13 protein-coding genes are annotated in these 15,409 nt (G+C 68.1%); 6 read left to right on the forward strand and 7 right to left on the reverse strand.

Going from position 1 to position 15,409, the window contains the following annotated elements:
* The first annotated feature begins 214 nt into the window (after positions 1 to 214).
* From EP7_RS14545 to EP7_RS14555, 3 genes are all read left to right on the forward strand, one after another.
* The gene (locus tag EP7_RS14545) at positions 215 to 505 is read left to right on the forward strand and encodes a hypothetical protein (RefSeq protein ID WP_463521885.1); all 291 of its coding nucleotides are present in this window, start codon (positions 215 to 217) and stop codon (positions 503 to 505) included.
* 57 nt (positions 506 to 562) lie between these two features.
* A complete protein-coding gene (locus EP7_RS14550; RefSeq protein ID WP_463521887.1) occupies positions 563 to 1,243 on the forward strand; it encodes a sigma-70 family RNA polymerase sigma factor in 681 nt (226 codons plus the stop codon).
* A 112-nt stretch (positions 1,244 to 1,355) separates the two neighbouring features.
* Positions 1,356 to 1,595 carry a hypothetical protein gene (locus EP7_RS14555; protein WP_463521889.1) on the forward strand — a complete coding sequence of 80 codons (240 nt, stop codon included), beginning with the start codon at positions 1,356 to 1,358 and terminating at the stop codon, positions 1,593 to 1,595.
* 75 nt (positions 1,596 to 1,670) lie between these two features.
* On the opposite strand, the gene EP7_RS14560 is transcribed toward EP7_RS14555, so the two are convergent.
* From EP7_RS14560 to EP7_RS14570, 3 genes are all read right to left on the reverse strand, one after another.
* The gene (locus EP7_RS14560; RefSeq protein ID WP_463521891.1) at positions 1,671 to 2,822 is read right to left on the reverse strand and encodes a DegT/DnrJ/EryC1/StrS family aminotransferase; all 1,152 of its coding nucleotides are present in this window, start codon (positions 2,820 to 2,822) and stop codon (positions 1,671 to 1,673) included.
* A gap of 122 nt (positions 2,823 to 2,944) precedes the next feature.
* Positions 2,945 to 3,385 carry a sirohydrochlorin chelatase gene (locus EP7_RS14565; protein WP_463521894.1) on the reverse strand — a complete coding sequence of 147 codons (441 nt, stop codon included), beginning with the start codon at positions 3,383 to 3,385 and terminating at the stop codon, positions 2,945 to 2,947.
* A 97-nt stretch (positions 3,386 to 3,482) separates the two neighbouring features.
* Positions 3,483 to 3,677 (reverse strand): hypothetical protein, encoded by a 195-nt coding sequence (locus tag EP7_RS14570; protein WP_463521896.1) that lies wholly within the window; start codon positions 3,675 to 3,677, stop codon positions 3,483 to 3,485.
* 418 nt (positions 3,678 to 4,095) lie between these two features.
* On the opposite strand from EP7_RS14570, the gene EP7_RS14575 reads away from it, so the two are divergent.
* Together EP7_RS14575 and EP7_RS14580 are read left to right on the forward strand one after the other, a co-directional pair.
* Complete coding sequence (locus tag EP7_RS14575) at positions 4,096 to 5,739, forward strand: efflux RND transporter periplasmic adaptor subunit (RefSeq protein ID WP_463521898.1); 1,644 nt, start codon at positions 4,096 to 4,098, stop codon at positions 5,737 to 5,739.
* Positions 5,740 to 5,799: 60 nt separating this feature from the next.
* Positions 5,800 to 9,798 (forward strand): efflux RND transporter permease subunit, encoded by a 3,999-nt coding sequence (locus EP7_RS14580; protein WP_463521900.1) that lies wholly within the window; start codon positions 5,800 to 5,802, stop codon positions 9,796 to 9,798.
* Positions 9,799 to 9,811: 13 nt separating this feature from the next.
* On the opposite strand, the gene EP7_RS14585 is transcribed toward EP7_RS14580, so the two are convergent.
* The 4 genes from EP7_RS14585 to tsaB all read right to left on the reverse strand — a co-directional run bounded on the left by EP7_RS14585 (position 9,812) and on the right by tsaB (position 14,261).
* Positions 9,812 to 10,945: a glucose-6-phosphate dehydrogenase assembly protein OpcA gene (locus EP7_RS14585; RefSeq protein WP_463521902.1), complete on the reverse strand. Its 1,134-nt coding sequence runs from the start codon at positions 10,943 to 10,945 to the stop codon at positions 9,812 to 9,814.
* A 41-nt stretch (positions 10,946 to 10,986) separates the two neighbouring features.
* A complete protein-coding gene (gene zwf / locus EP7_RS14590) occupies positions 10,987 to 12,531 on the reverse strand; it encodes a glucose-6-phosphate dehydrogenase (RefSeq protein ID WP_463521904.1) in 1,545 nt (514 codons plus the stop codon).
* Positions 12,532 to 12,671: 140 nt separating this feature from the next.
* The gene (locus EP7_RS14595) at positions 12,672 to 13,538 is read right to left on the reverse strand and encodes a class I SAM-dependent methyltransferase (RefSeq protein WP_463521906.1); all 867 of its coding nucleotides are present in this window, start codon (positions 13,536 to 13,538) and stop codon (positions 12,672 to 12,674) included.
* Positions 13,539 to 13,559: 21 nt separating this feature from the next.
* Positions 13,560 to 14,261 carry a tRNA (adenosine(37)-N6)-threonylcarbamoyltransferase complex dimerization subunit type 1 TsaB gene (gene tsaB, locus EP7_RS14600; RefSeq protein WP_463521908.1) on the reverse strand — a complete coding sequence of 234 codons (702 nt, stop codon included), beginning with the start codon at positions 14,259 to 14,261 and terminating at the stop codon, positions 13,560 to 13,562.
* Positions 14,262 to 14,578: 317 nt separating this feature from the next.
* On the opposite strand from tsaB, the gene EP7_RS14605 reads away from it, so the two are divergent.
* Positions 14,579 to 15,343, forward strand: coding sequence for a metallophosphoesterase family protein (locus tag EP7_RS14605; RefSeq protein WP_463521910.1), 765 nt, complete (start codon positions 14,579 to 14,581; stop codon positions 15,341 to 15,343).
* Positions 15,344 to 15,409: the final 66 nt, after the last annotated feature.

Here is a 15,409-nt window from a genome sequence, read left to right on the forward strand (position 1 = left end):
TCTTCGATCCCCCCCAAGCTCGCCCCGTTTTCATCATAGCCGTGTCCATGCGCGGGGCTCGGGCAACTTGATTTTCTGGAATCTTGGGAATTATTTGCTAAGCGGGGATTGACATCCCGTATTAGGGAGGTATTCTTATGTTGTCGGCCGCGTATCCGGGACATCCGGAAGACGCGGGTCGGGATTGGCCACCAGCTTGGGGAGTCGGACGATGATGTCTCAGACTATCAATTCTCCCGCGTTCGGGACCGGAACGAACGACGGCCGCGGCGACGGTGCCCCGGCGAGCTTCGATGTGCTGGCCGGGCTTTATGCGACGCAGACGCGGCTGATGGGCGAGCTGGAAGTCCTGGGCCGTCGCCGGGCGCGGGCCGTGCGTCAACGGGACGCCTGCGGCTCGATCGCGGTGGTGGTCGACGCGGTGATCGCCCAAATCGACGCCCGCAGGTCCGACGTCCTGGCCGAGCTCAGGGCCAACCGGGCCCTCGCTTTCTCCGCCTGCTGACCGCCCGCCCGAACGAGTCCATCCCCGACGCACGATCGATCGAATGGAGCCGCAACGATGAGCCAGACGATGACCGAGACCCAGACCGTCAGCCCCGCGACCGATCGCCGGATGCTCCTTCGGGCCGCGGATTCCGAGTCCGCACGCCGTCACCGCCGGACCCAGCTCACCGCCGAGCAGCAGGATCTGGCCGCCCGGTACATCCCGATGGCCCAGACGCTGTCGGCCCCCTTGAAGCGGGACTGGCCGTCGGCCCGCGAGGACTTCGAATCGGCCGCGATGCTGGCCCTGGTTGAGGCCGCGCAGGTCTTCGACCCGACGCGGGAGATCAAGTTCGGCACCTTCGCCCGGTTCCGGATCATCGGTGCCCTGCGTGACGTGCATCGGGACCTGCTCGAACGCAGCGGCTGGTCGCCCGACCAGACTGAGATTCCCGCCATCGCGTCGCTGGTCCCCACCATGGAGGAGCACGGCCACGTCCTCGGCATCCAGGACCAGCACGAGGCCGGCCGGGATCTGGAGCTGACCGAGGCCGCCGAGGCGATCCTTCGCAGCCTCCCCAAGCGGCACGCCGAGGCCTGTCGCCTTCTCTATATCGAAGGGCTCAACCAGGAAGAGGCCGCCCGTCGGCTCGGCTATTCCAAGTCTCGCCTTTCCTACCTGCATCGCGAGGCGATCGTCTTCCTGGCCAATTCCTGCGGCGTCACGCCCCGAGTCGCCCAGCCTTCGGAGAATTGATCGACCTGCACTGCCCCCCGATCCCTTGCCTGTACGCTTGTCCTGATCTGAAAGCACCGCGTTCAAAAAACTGCCCAACTTGGATTCCAGACCGAATTTGGAGAACCCTCAGATGCTCGTCCTGAAGCGCAAAGAAGGCCAGTGGGTCGACGTCATCCACCGCTCCGGCGACCGCATGCGGATCCGCGTCTACAACATCCGCAGCCAGGTTCCGCGCCAGCTCGACCTGGCCTTCGACGATGACGCCCGCCACTTCACGATCGAACGTCCGGAGCGGAATCTTCCCGCCCTGGACTCGACCCGCGCCGATGCCGCGGAGGTCGGTGCCATCCCCGCCCCTCATCTGGTCTGAGACAGAGACATTCATGGATGACACAACTGCGAGGGCCGGCGCTCCGAAATCAGGATCGCCGGCCCTCGATGCGTTTCAGCGGCCCGCGACGCGGAAGAACTCGCCGACCGAGCCGACGACGTGTCGCTGCTGCTCCTCGGTCAGCTCGGGATACATGGGCAGCGCCAGGGTCTGCCGGGCCGCGGCTTCCGAGTGCGGGAAGTCGCCCAGGGTGTGCCCGAGGGACGCGAAGCAGACCTGGAGGTGGAGCGGGATCGGATAATAGATCTCGCTCCCGACCCCGCAAGTTGCCAGGTGGGCCTTCAGGCCGTCACGCAGCGATTCCGGGACCCGGACGATGAATTGGTTGTAGACGTGGAACCGATCTGCCTCCTCATGCGGGAGGACGACCTGCTCGCCCAGCCCGGCGCCGGCGAAGAGCTCGCGATATCGGGCCGCGACGGCCCGGCGGCCGGCTGTCCAGTCGTCCAGATGCCGCAGCTTCACCCGCAGGACGGCCGCCTGGAGGGCATCCAGCCGCGAGTTGAAGCCAACCTCGTGGTGGTGGTAGCGGGGTTCCATCCCGTGCACACGGAGCCGGGCCACTTTCTTGGCCAGGTCGGCGTCGTCGGTTGTGACCATCCCGCCGTCACCGAACCCTCCCAGGTTCTTGGACGGATAGAAGCTCAGGGCCGCCGCGTGGCCGATCGCCCCGCACCGCCGCTCGCCTTGCGCCGCGCCGATCGATTGGGCGGCGTCTTCCAGCACGAACAGGTTGTGCCTGGCCGCGACCTCGGAGATCGGGCCCATGTCGGCGAGCTGGCCGTAGAGGTGGACCGGAATCAGGGCCTTCGTTCGCGGCGTGATGGCCGCTTCGAGGCGTTCCGGGTCGATGTTATAAGTGTGGGGGTCGATGTCGACAAAGACCGGCTTCGCGCCCGTACGCCAGATGGCGCCTGCGGTTGCGAAGAACGAGTAGGGGGTGGTCACCACCTCGTCGCCGGGCCCGACACCCCAGGCCAGCAACGGCAGCAGCAGGGCATCGGACCCCGAAGCGCAGCCGACTCCGTGCGCGGCCTGGCAGTAGTGGGCCACTTCGGCCTCGAGCCCCGAGACCTCCGGGCCCATAACGAACCCCTGATTTTCCATCAGCGACAGCACGATCGGCTCGACCTGGTCGCGGATCGTCGCGTATTGGGCCTTCAGATCGAGCGCAGGGACGCTCACTCGCTGGGTCGAGACACTCATCGGGCGTATGCTCCATCGACGCCTGGCCCGTGGCGGGCAAGATCAGTCCGTCCTTGGAATGATCGGTCGCGGAACCGTAGCCCCTGCACCCAAGGGTGTCAATCCCGACCGAAGTGCACTCCTCATTGGCCGTCCATTGGAGCGTAACGTCCTGCCAGATCAGGTGATGGAGAAAAACTCGACGATTCCTCTCCGGCGGCGAGTTGTCCCGCACGCTCTCGCACGAGCTGGTCGAGCAGCGAGTGAGGCCCCAGCGGCACTCCCAGGCGGAATTCGACGTCGGGATGCCGCCCGGCAAGGTCGTCTCGGGCCGCGGTCAAGTCGCGCAGCAGGTGGACGCCGGCCGAGAGGAAGTAGGGGATCATCAGCACCAGGCTCGCCCCTCGATCGACGCAACGCCTTCCTCCTTCGGCAATTCCGGGCTCTGTCAGCTCCAAGAATGACGCCTCGACGATCGGGTGCTCTCCCTCCGCGGCCAGCCGTCCCGCCAGATCCCTGAGGTCGACGTTGGCCGGCTCATGTCGACTGCCATGTGCGATCAGGAGGAGGGCAGTCTGGGACATCGGGGGATTCTCCGTCGGGCGACCCGGATTGATCGAGGCATCACTTCCCTCTACAATATTCAGGTGAGCGACCAGATCCCTCATTTTTCCCGGATGGTCACGCCACGATGACGACTCCAAGCCCCAGAACCCGGTCTGTCCGAGCTATGCTGCTCGTCGGCTTGGTGCTGGCCTGTGCCTGGATGCCGTCGAGTTCCTCGGCCTCCTGCCGGTCCGAAGGCCGCGCTCGCCGTTGCTGCTCAAGCTCGGCAAAATCGGCCTGCTGCCGACCTTCCGCACCGATCGAAGCCACTCCGCTGGCTCCCCTCACGTCGCAGCTCAAGCCCTGCGATTGTGCCCCCGAGCCGAGCCCGACACCCGTGTCGCCTCGCTCGGCACTTGTCGATCAGGCGGGTCGCAAGGCCCTGGAATGGGCCAGTCAGGCGCCGACGATTGCGTCCTTGCAGGACCCGGCCCGGGCCGTGGTTGGTCTCTTCCTGCCCGCGGCAAGCTCGCCGCGCTCGGCTTCGCTCGTTCTTCTCCGCAACTGCCGCCTTCAGATCTGATCTTGCGCGCCGTGATTGCGTCCGCTCGTCCCGACCGCTCCTATGGCCGGGTTGATGGGGCGTTTTCTCATTGTCGCCGGATGGATCTTGGTGGATGATGCCGCGGCTCGCGGGCATCGGCCAAGGTGGGCGGATGGACACTTGCGAGAAGGGGGGGACGCTCCAATGTCCTTCGAAGTTCAGGGCGAGACGCCGCCGACGCGATGGCAGCGATATCGGATGCTCATGAAGGTCGTCGAGCTGAGGCTCAGGTTCATCGCCCTGATGGCGGTTACCGGGCTCGTCTTCGGCTACTGGGACACGATCTGGAACCACTACGAGAAGTGGAACCGGCCGACGATGCAGGCCGCTCAGGCGGGCCTGGGCCTGGAATATTACTGCCCGATGCATCCGAACGTGGTCCGGCCCACGCCCGACTCGTGCCCGATTTGCGGCATGCCCCTGTCGAGCCGCAAGGTGGGCAAGGCGGAGCAACTTCCCGAGGGGGTGACGGCCCGCCTGCAACTGGCCCCACTGCGCATCGCCCAGGCCGGCGTGCGCACGGTCGAGGTGGGCTATTCCAGCATGGAGCAGACCATCACGACGGTCGGCTCGGTCGATTTCGATGAGCGACGCAGGGCACGGATCGCGTCGCGTCTGAAGGGGATGGCGCGGGTCGAATCCCTGGCCGTCAACTTCAACGGCACCCGCGTCAAGGCGGGCGAGCCGCTGGCCGAGCTCTACTCGACCGAGCTCTATCAAGGCATCCAGGAATTGCTCCTCGCCCATCGATCGGCCTCGAAGCCTGGCGCACGGCCGATGCTCGGGATGGGCGATCCCGGCGAGGCCGCGCGATCGGCGGGCGAGAAGCTCAGGCGCTGGGGCCTGTCCTCCGCACAGGTCGAAGCCATCGCGGCCTCGGGCAAGGCGGTCGATCGGATGCCAATCCTGTCGCCGATCGGCGGCGTGGTCATCCGCAAGGCGGTCGTGGAAGGGCAGTACGTGGCCGAGGGAGAGACGATGTTCGAGGTGGCCGACCTCGGGCATGTCTGGGTGAAGGCGCAAGTGTTCGAAGATCAGTTCGCCCTGGTGCGAGTCGGACAGTCGGTCCGGGCGACGGTCGAGGCCTATCCCGGCCGGGTCTTCTCAGGCACGGTCGCGTTCATCGACCCTGTGCTCGACGTGGCCACCCGCACTGTGGGCGTGCGCTACGACCTGGAGAACGCCGACGAGGCGCTGCGGCCGGGGATGTTCGCCACGGTGACCCTGAAGGTGCCCGTCGCCGGCCGACCCGGACAGCGGGTCGCGAAAACCACCCCCCGCGATGCCACGGCCGAGCAGCAAGAGATCTGCCCTGTGACCACGGCCAAGCTCGGCTCGATGGGCAAGCCGATCCCCGTCCAGCTTGCCCAGGGCAAGGTCTGGATTTGCTGCGAAGGGTGCAGCGATAAGCTCCAGAATGCGCCGGCGAAGTATCTGGCCAGGCTGGCCCCCGCGCCCGTGGACGGCGTGCTGTCCGTGCCAGACTCGGCCGTGATCGACACGGGTGCGATGCAGGTCGTCTACGTCGAGGCCGCGCCGGGCGTCTACGAAGGGCGCAAGGTCGTCCTCGGCCCGCGCTCCGGCGACCGTTTCCCGGTCCTCGAAGGCCTCCACCCGGGCGATGTTGTCGTCTCCGCCGGCGCCTTCCTGATCGACGCCGAGACCCGGCTCGACCCGACCTCCGCCGGGACGCCCGCCGAGGCGCCGGCCAAGACCGAGACGCCGCACACGCATGCGCCCGCGTCGACGCGTTCGGCCTCGGCCGCGGACGCCCCCGTCCGACGCTGATCGTCCTGCCGTTGCACCGTTGATGAGATGCCGCGCCCGGGATCGAGGCCCCGTTCGACCATGATCGAGTCCATCATTGAGTGGTCGATCCGCAACCGGTTCATCGTGATCGTGGCGGCCCTGGTCGTCGCGGTCGCTGGGACCCGGGCGATGCTGACGATGCCCGTCGACGCGATTCCCGACCTGTCCGAGAACCAGGTCCTGGTCTTCACCGACTGGATGGGGCGGAGCCCTCAGGAGATCGAGGATCAGGTCACCTATCCTCTGTCGGTCAACCTGCAAGGGCTGGCCGGGGTGAAGGTGGTCCGGTCGTCGAGCGAGTTCAACTTCTCGATGATCAGCATCATCTTCGATGATGCGACCGACTACTACTTCGCCCGTCAACGCGTGCTTGAACGACTGTCGATCGCGTCGACCTTTTTACCGCAGGGGGTGACGCCCTACCTGGCGCCCGACGCGACGGCGCTGGGGCAGATCTTCTGGTACACCGTCGAGGGGGACGGCCGCGACCTGGGCGAGCTGCGCTCGATCCAGGATTGGTTCGTGCGGTATCAGCTCAACAGCGTGCCGGGCGTGGCCGAGGTGGCGTCGGTGGGCGGCGCCCCGCGCGAGTATCAGGTGGACCTGGACCCGAACAAGCTGCGCAGCTACGGCATCAGCCTGGGCGAGGTCTATTCGGCCGTCAGCCGGTCGAACTCGGCGGTCGGAGGCCGGGTCCTTCATATGGGGAATGCGGAATACCTGATCCGCTCGGTGGGCTGGATCCGCGACCGCCGCGACCTGGAGAACACGGTCGTCGCCCAGCGCGGCGGGGTGCCCGTCGAGGTCAAGAACCTGGGAACCGTGCAGATCGGACCCGCATTCCGCCGCGGCGTGCTGGAGAAGGACGGCAAGGAGGCCGTGGGCGGCGTGGTGCTGATGCGGCACGGCGAGAACCCACTGGCGGTCACCAGGCGGGTCAAGGAGAAGATCACGTCGCTTCAGGCCGGCCTGCCCGAGGGGGTGCGGATCGTCCCGTTCTATGATCGGACACCCCTGATCAATAAGGCCCTGGAGACGGTCGGCGAGGCGGTCATCCAGGAGCTGGCCATCTGCACGATCGCCATCCTCCTGATCATGGGCCACCTGGGCGGTGCGCTCATCGTGTCGGTGACGCTGCCGCTGGCGGTCCTGTTCAGCTTCCTGATGATGCGGCTGACCGGCGTGCCGTCGAACATCATGAGCCTGGCGGGCATCGCGATCAGCGTGGGCATCCTGGAGGACCAGGCGGTCGTGATGACCGAGAACGCCGCGCACCACCTGACGAAGCACTTCAAGGGGGAGCCGATTCGCGGTGACATCCGCGAGCTGGTCATCCCGGCCTGCCGGATGGTGGGCCGGCCCATCTTCTTCTCGGTGCTGATCACGATCCTCTCATTTCTTCCCGTGTTCGCGCTGACGGGCCGCGAAGGGAAGATGTTCCACCCGCTGGCATTCACCAAGACATTTGCACTGATCGGCGTGGCCATCCTGTCGATCACGCTGGTTCCCGCGCTCATCCCGATCTTCCTCAAGGGACGCATCAAGACCGAGGACGAGAGCTGGCTGGTGCGGACGATGACCGCCGTCTTCAAGCCGATGCTCGCCTGGCTGATGGATCGACCCCGCCTGGTCATCTGGCTGTTCGCCTGCATCCTGGGGGCCGGTTTTCTCGCCTCGACGCGGCTGGGACGCGAGTTCATGCCTCCCCTGGACGAGGGGAGCATCCTGGAGATGCCCACCAGCGTGCCGCGGATGTCGGTGCTTCAGGCCGCCGAGGACCTGAAAGTGCGCGACGCCGTCCTGCGGTCGTTCCCCGAAGTGGTGCAGGTCGTGGGCAAGGCGGGCCGGGCGGAGACCGCCACCGACCCGGCGCCTCTGGACATGATCGAGACGGTGATCAACCTGCGCGACCGCGAGGCCTGGCCCAAGCGGAAGCTCGAATATGCGGATGCGACGACGCAAGTTTCGGCGGTACTCGACGCACTCGTCGCCCGTGGCCTGCTCATCCCGACGCTGCGAGACGCCGGGGCGGCCCGCGATTCTCTGGTCAACGACGCGGCGATGGCGGTCTCGCAGAAGGTGGACACATCCTTGCGCGAGCTGACGGCGTTGCGGATGGCCGAGTTCCGCCCCGAGCTGGGCAGGGCCCTGGTCGGCGACGCCGTCGACGGCCTGCTCTCGCGTCTGGCCTTGGGCTCGATCGCCAAGCCGCTCGACTCCAAGGCCAGGGCGGAACTCATCGACGCCCTGGCCCCGACCCATGCGAGCCGCCTGGCCCTGGAACCGCTGCCGGATGACGTGACGGCCCTGGTGCGCGACGCCGCAAAACGGCTGGTGTCATCGGGAATCTTGCGTGATTCGGGCGACCTACTCGCCCCGCCGCCGACGGTGCTGGAGAGCGCCTCGGAGACCCTGGGAGAGTGGCTCGATTCGCCCAGGGCCGACCTGTTCACGCGGCTGACCGACGAACTCGCCGAGTCGCACGACCGGCGTTCGGCCGAGCGGACGAAGGCCCTAAACTGGGAGCTGTTTGACCGCGCCGTCGGCGTCGCCACCTGGGGGGCGATCGAAGAATTGATGCGACTTGGAGGCGACCGCAAGCTGGTCGCTCGGCCGGCCGACGCAGAGGAGCTGCGATCGCTCAGGCCCTCGCTGGAAGGGCCATTCTCGAAGCGGCTGCTCCTCTGGCGTAAGACCAAGAAGGACCTGCTCGACGAGATGAACTCGGCATTGCAGATGCCCGGCTGGGGGAACATCTTCACTCAGCCGATCATTAACCGGATCGACATGCTCTCGACCGGGGTGCGCACGCCGATCGGGATCAAGGTTTTCGGCTCGAACCTGGCGGAGATCCAGCGGGTTGGGCAAGAGGTGGCCAAGGCCGTGCGACCGGTGCGCGGTGCGGCCGACGTGGTGGCCGATCAGGTGGTGGGCAAGGGCTATGTCGAGATCGACATCGATCGCGAGAAGGCCGCGCGATACGGCATCCGGGTCGGCGACATCCAGGACGTCGTCGAGGTCGCGCTCGGCGGCAAGCCGGTGACGACCACCGTCGAGGGGCGCGAGCGTTACCCGGTCCGCGTCCGGTATGCGCGGGCGTATCGCGATGACGTGGAATCACTCAAGCGAATCCTAATCGCCGGGCGCGGAGGTCCCTCAAGCGAAGGGGGGGCCGAGCCCGGGATGGGGATGCAACCGGCCGCGGCGGAAGCGGGGCCCGCCGCTCCGGCGCAGATCCCGCTGGCGCAGGTGGCCGAGATCCGGCTGGTGGAAGGCCCCTCGATGATCAAGAGCGAGAACGGCCTGCTCCGCGCTTATGTGCAACTGAGCGTCCGTGGACGCGACGAGGTGGGCTTCGTCGAGGAGGCACGCCGCGTCGTCGAGCGCGAGGTCAAGCTGCCGCAGGGAATGTACCTGGAGTGGTCGGGTACGTTCGAGCATCAGCTACGCGCCCGCAAGACGCTGCAAATCGTCTTCCCCGCGGTGCTGGCGGTCATCGTCCTGATCCTCTATCTGACCTATCGCAGCTGGATCGACGCCCTGCTGATGATGACCAGCGTGCTGGGGGCCCTGGCCGGCGGGGCCATCTTCCAGTGGGCGCTGGGGTACAACTTCAGCGTGGCCGTCTGGGTGGGCTACATCGCCTGCTTCGGCATGGCGGTCGAGACGGGGATCGTCATGCTCGTCTACTTGCGCGAGGCGATCGAGGAGCGTGGGGGACTGGCGGCGATCGCCTCGGTTGCCGACCTGCGCGAGGCGATCCTGGAGGGGGCAATCCATCGGCTGCGGCCGAAGCTGCTGACGGAAGGGACGACGATCATCTCGATCGCGCCGATGCTCTGGGCCAGCGGCGTGGGGGCCGAGGTCATCAAGCCGATGGCGGCCCCCGTGCTGGGCGGCCTGCTCATCGCCGACGAAGTGATCGACGTCTTCCTGCCCGTGCTCTATTTCTCGGCGACCAAGTGGCGCTGGAGGAGGCTGCACGGCCTGAGCTCGTCCGAGGACCATGTCCGCGTGCTTCCAACCGAGGTCATCTGACCCCTGCCGGAATTCAGCCGCCCAGGAGCCAGAGGACGTGGGGCAGGGCACGCTGGAAGGGGACGTCCTTGCGGGCCGACTCCAGGCCGGCGGCCACGCGGTGGGCCTCGTCGACCTTGGGCGAGGCGACCGAGCGGGGCAGCGCGCAGGCGCGGCTCGACTTGATCTGGATGTGGACCTCGGGTGAGGTCGTGCCCTGCCTGGTCAGGCGGAAAGTCTCGTCGCCGGCGATCGACAGCGAGACGTCCATCAACACGGGCGCATTGATCGACGCGTCGGCGGTGGAGTGGATCTCGACGGCGACCTCGCCCCTCGGTGTGTTGAACGTGGCGGTGAGGAGGCCGGGCTCGCGTTTCGGCGATCCCACCGGTCCCCAGCCGAGTTGGCCGGCCAGCCAGGCGATGACCCATGCGGCCTGGCGTGGGGTCCGGTCGATGTCGGGCGAGGTGGCGGAGATGCGGACGGCTTTGATCTTGTCGAGCGCCCCTTCGTTGCAGGGCGGGTCGAAGAACTTGGCCACCAACTCGCGCCAGGGGGTGATGCCGAACCAGGCCGCGTCGCGGGAGAACGGGTGCAGGCCGGGGTCCAGGCCCTTGCGCAGGGCCTCCACGTCGGCGGCGGGGTCGGGCAAGTCGATGATCAGGCGTGAGGCCTCGTCGACCAGGGCTTCGAAGAGGGGCACGTCCTCGCGCGGGTCGTCGGTCCACCAGAGCACGACGGGCAGATCGGCCTCCAGCAGCGGCCGGACGGAGCCGGGGAGGAGGTCGGAGGCGTCGTGGCTGGCGCGGAGGATGATCCGCTCGCTGCAGACCTGCGGCATGCCGGGGGCGGGGAGGTGGCAGAGCGCCGAGACCTCGGCCTCGACGGCCCGGCCAGGCTCGCGGCCGAGGCGCAGGACAATGGCCCGCGAGGGGAACTGGGCCAGGACGACGTCGAGCACCGGGGCGAGCCGCGACTCGTCCTCGGCGCGGCCGACGACGATGAGGTTGGCCAGCACGATGCGTGTGACATTGGGGTTCTCGGGCGTCGGCCCGCCCGATCGCTCGGCCGCGGGGCCCCAGAGTCGGATCAGCTCGGCCTCGATGGCCCGGGGGTCGACGCGGATGTCTTCGCCGTTGAGGAAGGCGTCGGTCGTGGACGTAGACATGGCTTGGTTCGCCCAGGGGACCATCGGTCGTCGGATCGAGATTAGAGTCGTCGCCAGTGGGCGTCGTCGCGCTCGAGCAATTCGTCGGCGGCCTCGGGGCCCCAGGTGCCCGCCGCATACGGCTTGGGCGGGGGGGCTTCTCCGCTCTTCCAGGCGTCTAGGATCTGGTCGATGAATCGCCAGGCGCTTTCCACCTCGTCGGTCCGGGTGAACAGCGTCGGGTCGCCCAGCATCACATCCAGCAGCAGCCGCTCGTAGGCCTCGGGGGGCGGCGAGGCGAACGAGGTGCCGTAGCGGAAGTCCATCCGGACTTCCTGGAGCCGCCGCCTCGAGCCGGGGATCTTGGCCTGGAAGGCGAGGCTCGCCCCCTCGTTGGGCTGGATCCGCAGGACGAGCAGGTTGGCGCCGCCGGCGCCTTCGCGGTCGACCTCGAACAGGGCCGTCGGCGGCCGCTTGAACTCGATGGCGATCTCGGTCGCCCGCTTCGGCAGCCGCTTGCCGGTGCGCAGGTAGAACGGAACTCCGGCCCAGCGCCAGTTGTTCAGCTCCAGCCTCATGCCCACGTAGGTGACGGTCGTGGAGTCGGCGGCCACTCCCTTCTCCTGGTGGTAGCCGGCCACGTCGATCCCCTGCATCGAGCCGGCGGTGTACTGGCCCCCCACGACGTTGGCCGCCACGTCGGCGGCGGTCCACTGGGGCAGGGCCTGCAGCACCTTGACCTTCTCGTTGCGGACGGCGTCGGCCGAGAGGTTGACCGGGGGCTCCATGGCCACGAAGCAGAGCAGCTGCATCATATGGTTCTGGACCATGTCCCGCAGCGCGCCGGCGGTGTCGTAATAACCGCCCCGTCCGCCGGCCATGCCCACCTCCTCGGCCATCGTGATCTGGACGCTGGCCACGTGCTGGCGGTTCCAGAGCGACTCGAAGATGGTGTTGCCGAACCGGAGGGCCTGGATGTTCTGGACCGTCTCCTTGCCCAGGTAGTGGTCGATCCGATAGGTCTGGGTCTCGTCGAGCACGCGGGAGACGTCTCGGTTGAGCGCCAGGGCGCTGGCCAGGTCGTGGCCGAACGGCTTCTCGATGACCACCCGGCTCCAGGGCTCGCTGTTGGGCTCGTAGATGAGTCCGGCCTTGCCCAGGTTCTCGATGATCGTGGAGAAGAACTCGGGCGAGGCCGCCAGGTAATAAAGCCGGTTGCCGCGCGTGCCGTGGCTGGCGTCGATGGCCTCGAGCTTCTCCTTGAGCTTGGCGTAGGCCTCGGGGTCGTCGAACTCACCGGATGCGAAGGCGATGCGCTGGGCGAAGGCGGGCCATGCGTCCTCGAACACGGGCCCGTTGCCGGCCTCCTTGGCCAGCCCGGGCTTGATCTCCTCGCGGAACTTCTCGTCGGACCAGTCGCGTCGCGCGAATCCGATGATGGCGCACTCGGCCGGAAGCTGGCCGGCGCGTTCCAGGTGGTAGAGCGCCGGGACGAGCTTGCGGTGCGTCAGGTCTCCGGTGGCGCCGAAGAGGACGACGGCGCAGGGTTCGGGGGCTCGGGTCCTGGGAAGGCCCTGGCGGAGCGGGTTGGCTTCGGAGTCGACCATACGGTTGGACCCGTCCCTGACCTGGCGTGGCGATGTGACGACTGCCGGGGGTTTCGCCCTGCGAAGACACCCCGGCCGGACGGGGCCAGTGTAAGTAGGACGACTCCGCCGGTTCAAGGGCCCATCGCCGTGCCCCGCGGTCAGCCGGGCCGACGGCCGGCCAGGTTCACCCCATTGCCTTGCCCGGCATGAAAGAACGCCTGACGTGAAGAAATGTCGATAATGTCGACGAGCCCCGCCTGCGTGAACCAACCTGCGACCTCCCGCGTGGTGTGCCTGGAGAGGTACTTGGGTGCGTACCAGTCCAGGGTGTCGCAGACCCTGACCTCGGGGTCGGGGTGCATCGACACGCCGATGGTCAGCACGTTGAGCGCCACCCCGGCCCGGGCGATCAGCCGGTGGCGGCTCGCCATCAGGCGTCTCTTGACGGCACCGACGGGCGCCATCAGGCGGCTGGCCCCCAGCAGGACCGGCAGCGGCAGGCGGGTCGACACGGCGCGCTGGGCGTCCATGATCCGCTCCAGCAGGGGCCGCTCGCGCGGGTAGACCCAGACGACGATCCGCCCGCCGGGGGCGAGCAGCTTCGCCAGGGCCAGGAAGGCGGCGCGGGGGTCGGGCGTGTGGTCGAGCACGCCGAGCGAGTAGATCTGGTCGAACGATCCCTCGGCAAAGGGGGGGCTCAGCAGGTCGCCCCGGGCGACGGCGACGTTGGGAAGGTCGGCCGTCAGGTCGCGCGCGGCGAGGACCGCCTCGCTCAGGTCCAGGCCCACCACCAGTGCGGCACCCCACTCGGCGGCCACCCGCAGGTAGCGGCCCATGCCGCAGCCGCCGTCCATCACGCGGGCGCCGGCCAGGTCGGCGGGGGTCAGCCCCGTCCGGTTGCCGAAGGTCGCCCGGTCCTCCTCGGGCCTGAGGATCCGGAACCGGTTCCACTGGAGCCCGTACGCCGACTTGGTCCTCGACTGGCCTGCCTGGGCTCTCGACTCGGGCGGTTGGTCGGCGGGCATCGCGGGCGGTCCTCGGTCGGTTCAGGTCAAGGCGGGGGGGGCGTCCTGGCGGCGTGCCCACTGGTCCTCGGCGGCGCTCCGGCGCAGGTAGATCGGCTCCAGGGACCAGGGGTCATCACGCCGGCCCGATTCGTACACCCGCAGGGCCAGCTCCGCAAGCCGTTCGCCCTCGGGCCGGGCCTGCTCGGGCGAGCCGGCGACCAGGCCGTCGGGCAGGGGGGAGGCCAGCTTCCGCAGGCCGGGCCCGATCACGAGCGTCCCGCCGTCCAGCCCCAGGAGATAGGACGCGGGCTCGATGCGCGTGGCCTTCGCTTGCCGCAGGGTCGCCCCCGGTTCGTCGCGGGAAAATTCGGCCACGTAGAGGTCGCCGCGCTGGGCGTCGCCGATGACTACCACGTGCAGGACGTCGGCGGGGGCGTTGCAGGCCAGAACTTCCAGGCTGTCCAGGCCGGTGAGCGGGCAGCCCGCCGCATAAGCCAGCGTCTTGGCGGCCATCACGCCGATCCGCAGGCCGGTGTAAGAGCCCGGGCCGAGGCCCACGGCCAGCGCATCCAGGTCGGTGGCCCGCAGGCCCGAGCCGTTGAGCAGGTCGCGCAGGGCCGGGAGCAAGTCGCGGCCGTGGCGCCCTGATGACTCGACATGCGCGACATGGCAGCGGCCGTCGGCGGTGGTCAGGGCCAGGGCGGCCCGGTCGGTGGAGGTCTCGATCGCCAGCAGGTTCAAGTCCAAAGTGTCCCTCGATCCATCGTTGGCGGCGTGTCAGGCCGGCCGGGAGTCCTGCCGTGGCCGTCCGCGTGGCGTCGGTACAACCACGTGCGGAAGAAGCGGGAACGGCGACTCTGGATTTTTCCCCGCGGCCCGGCTAGGATGGCCAAGACGCGGCCGGGGTCTTGACGTCGCGGCGCCTTGCCCCAAACCCGGCCACCCGCCCCGCGAGATCGGGCCCCATCAACCGGGGCCGACGTCGAACCCGGGCCGTCATGACGGACCGAGGTCGGGACATCGCCGATCGCCCCTGTGTTGCTCGGAGGTCCGTCCCGGTGCGCCGCGCCCTGATCAGCGACATCCATGGCAATCTGGAAGCCCTGGAAGTGGTCCTGGCCGACATCGAAGCCCAGGACATCACCGAGATATTCTGCCTCGGCGACATCATCGGCTACGGCCCCAACCCGCGCGAGTGCATCGACCGCGTGATGGAGCGGTGCACGGTGACCTTGCTGGGCAACCACGACCAGGGGGCCATGTTCGACCCCGACGGATTCAACGTCGGCGCCGAGCGGGCCATCTTCTGGACACGAGAGCAGCTGGAGAGCCCGCACGACCGGGTGAACAACGAGCGCCGCTGGGAATTCCTGGGCGAGCTGCCCCGCACCCACAAGGCCGACTCGTTCCTGTTCGTCCACGGCTCGCCCCGCAACCCGCTCAGCGAATATATCTTCCCCGAGGATATCTACAATCACCGCAAGATGGAACGCCTGTTCCAGCTCGTCGAGAAGTACTGCTTCCAGGGGCACACTCACGTCCCTGGGGTCTTCACCGAGGGGTTCCAGTTCTACGCCCCCGACGAGATTGACAACGAATACACCCTCGGCGAGGGCAAGGTCCTCGTCAACGTCGGCAGCGTCGGCCAGCCCCGCGACGGTGACCCTCGCGCCTGCTACGCCATCCTCGAGGACGCCGAGGGGGGGGCCCCCCGCCTCCGATATCGACGCCTGCCGTACGACTTCGAAGCCACGATCAAGAAGATTTACGCCGTCCCCGAGCTCGACCCCTTCCTCGGCGACCGTCTCCGCCAGGGTCGCTGAGCCCCGAGCTAACCCCGGGGCGACCCGGGGGTCGGGCGGCTCGACGCAATGCTCGCGCTCGCGCCC

The sequence above is a fragment of the Isosphaeraceae bacterium EP7 genome, from assembly GCA_038400315.1.
Classification (GTDB): Bacteria; Planctomycetota; Planctomycetia; order Isosphaerales; family Isosphaeraceae; genus EP7.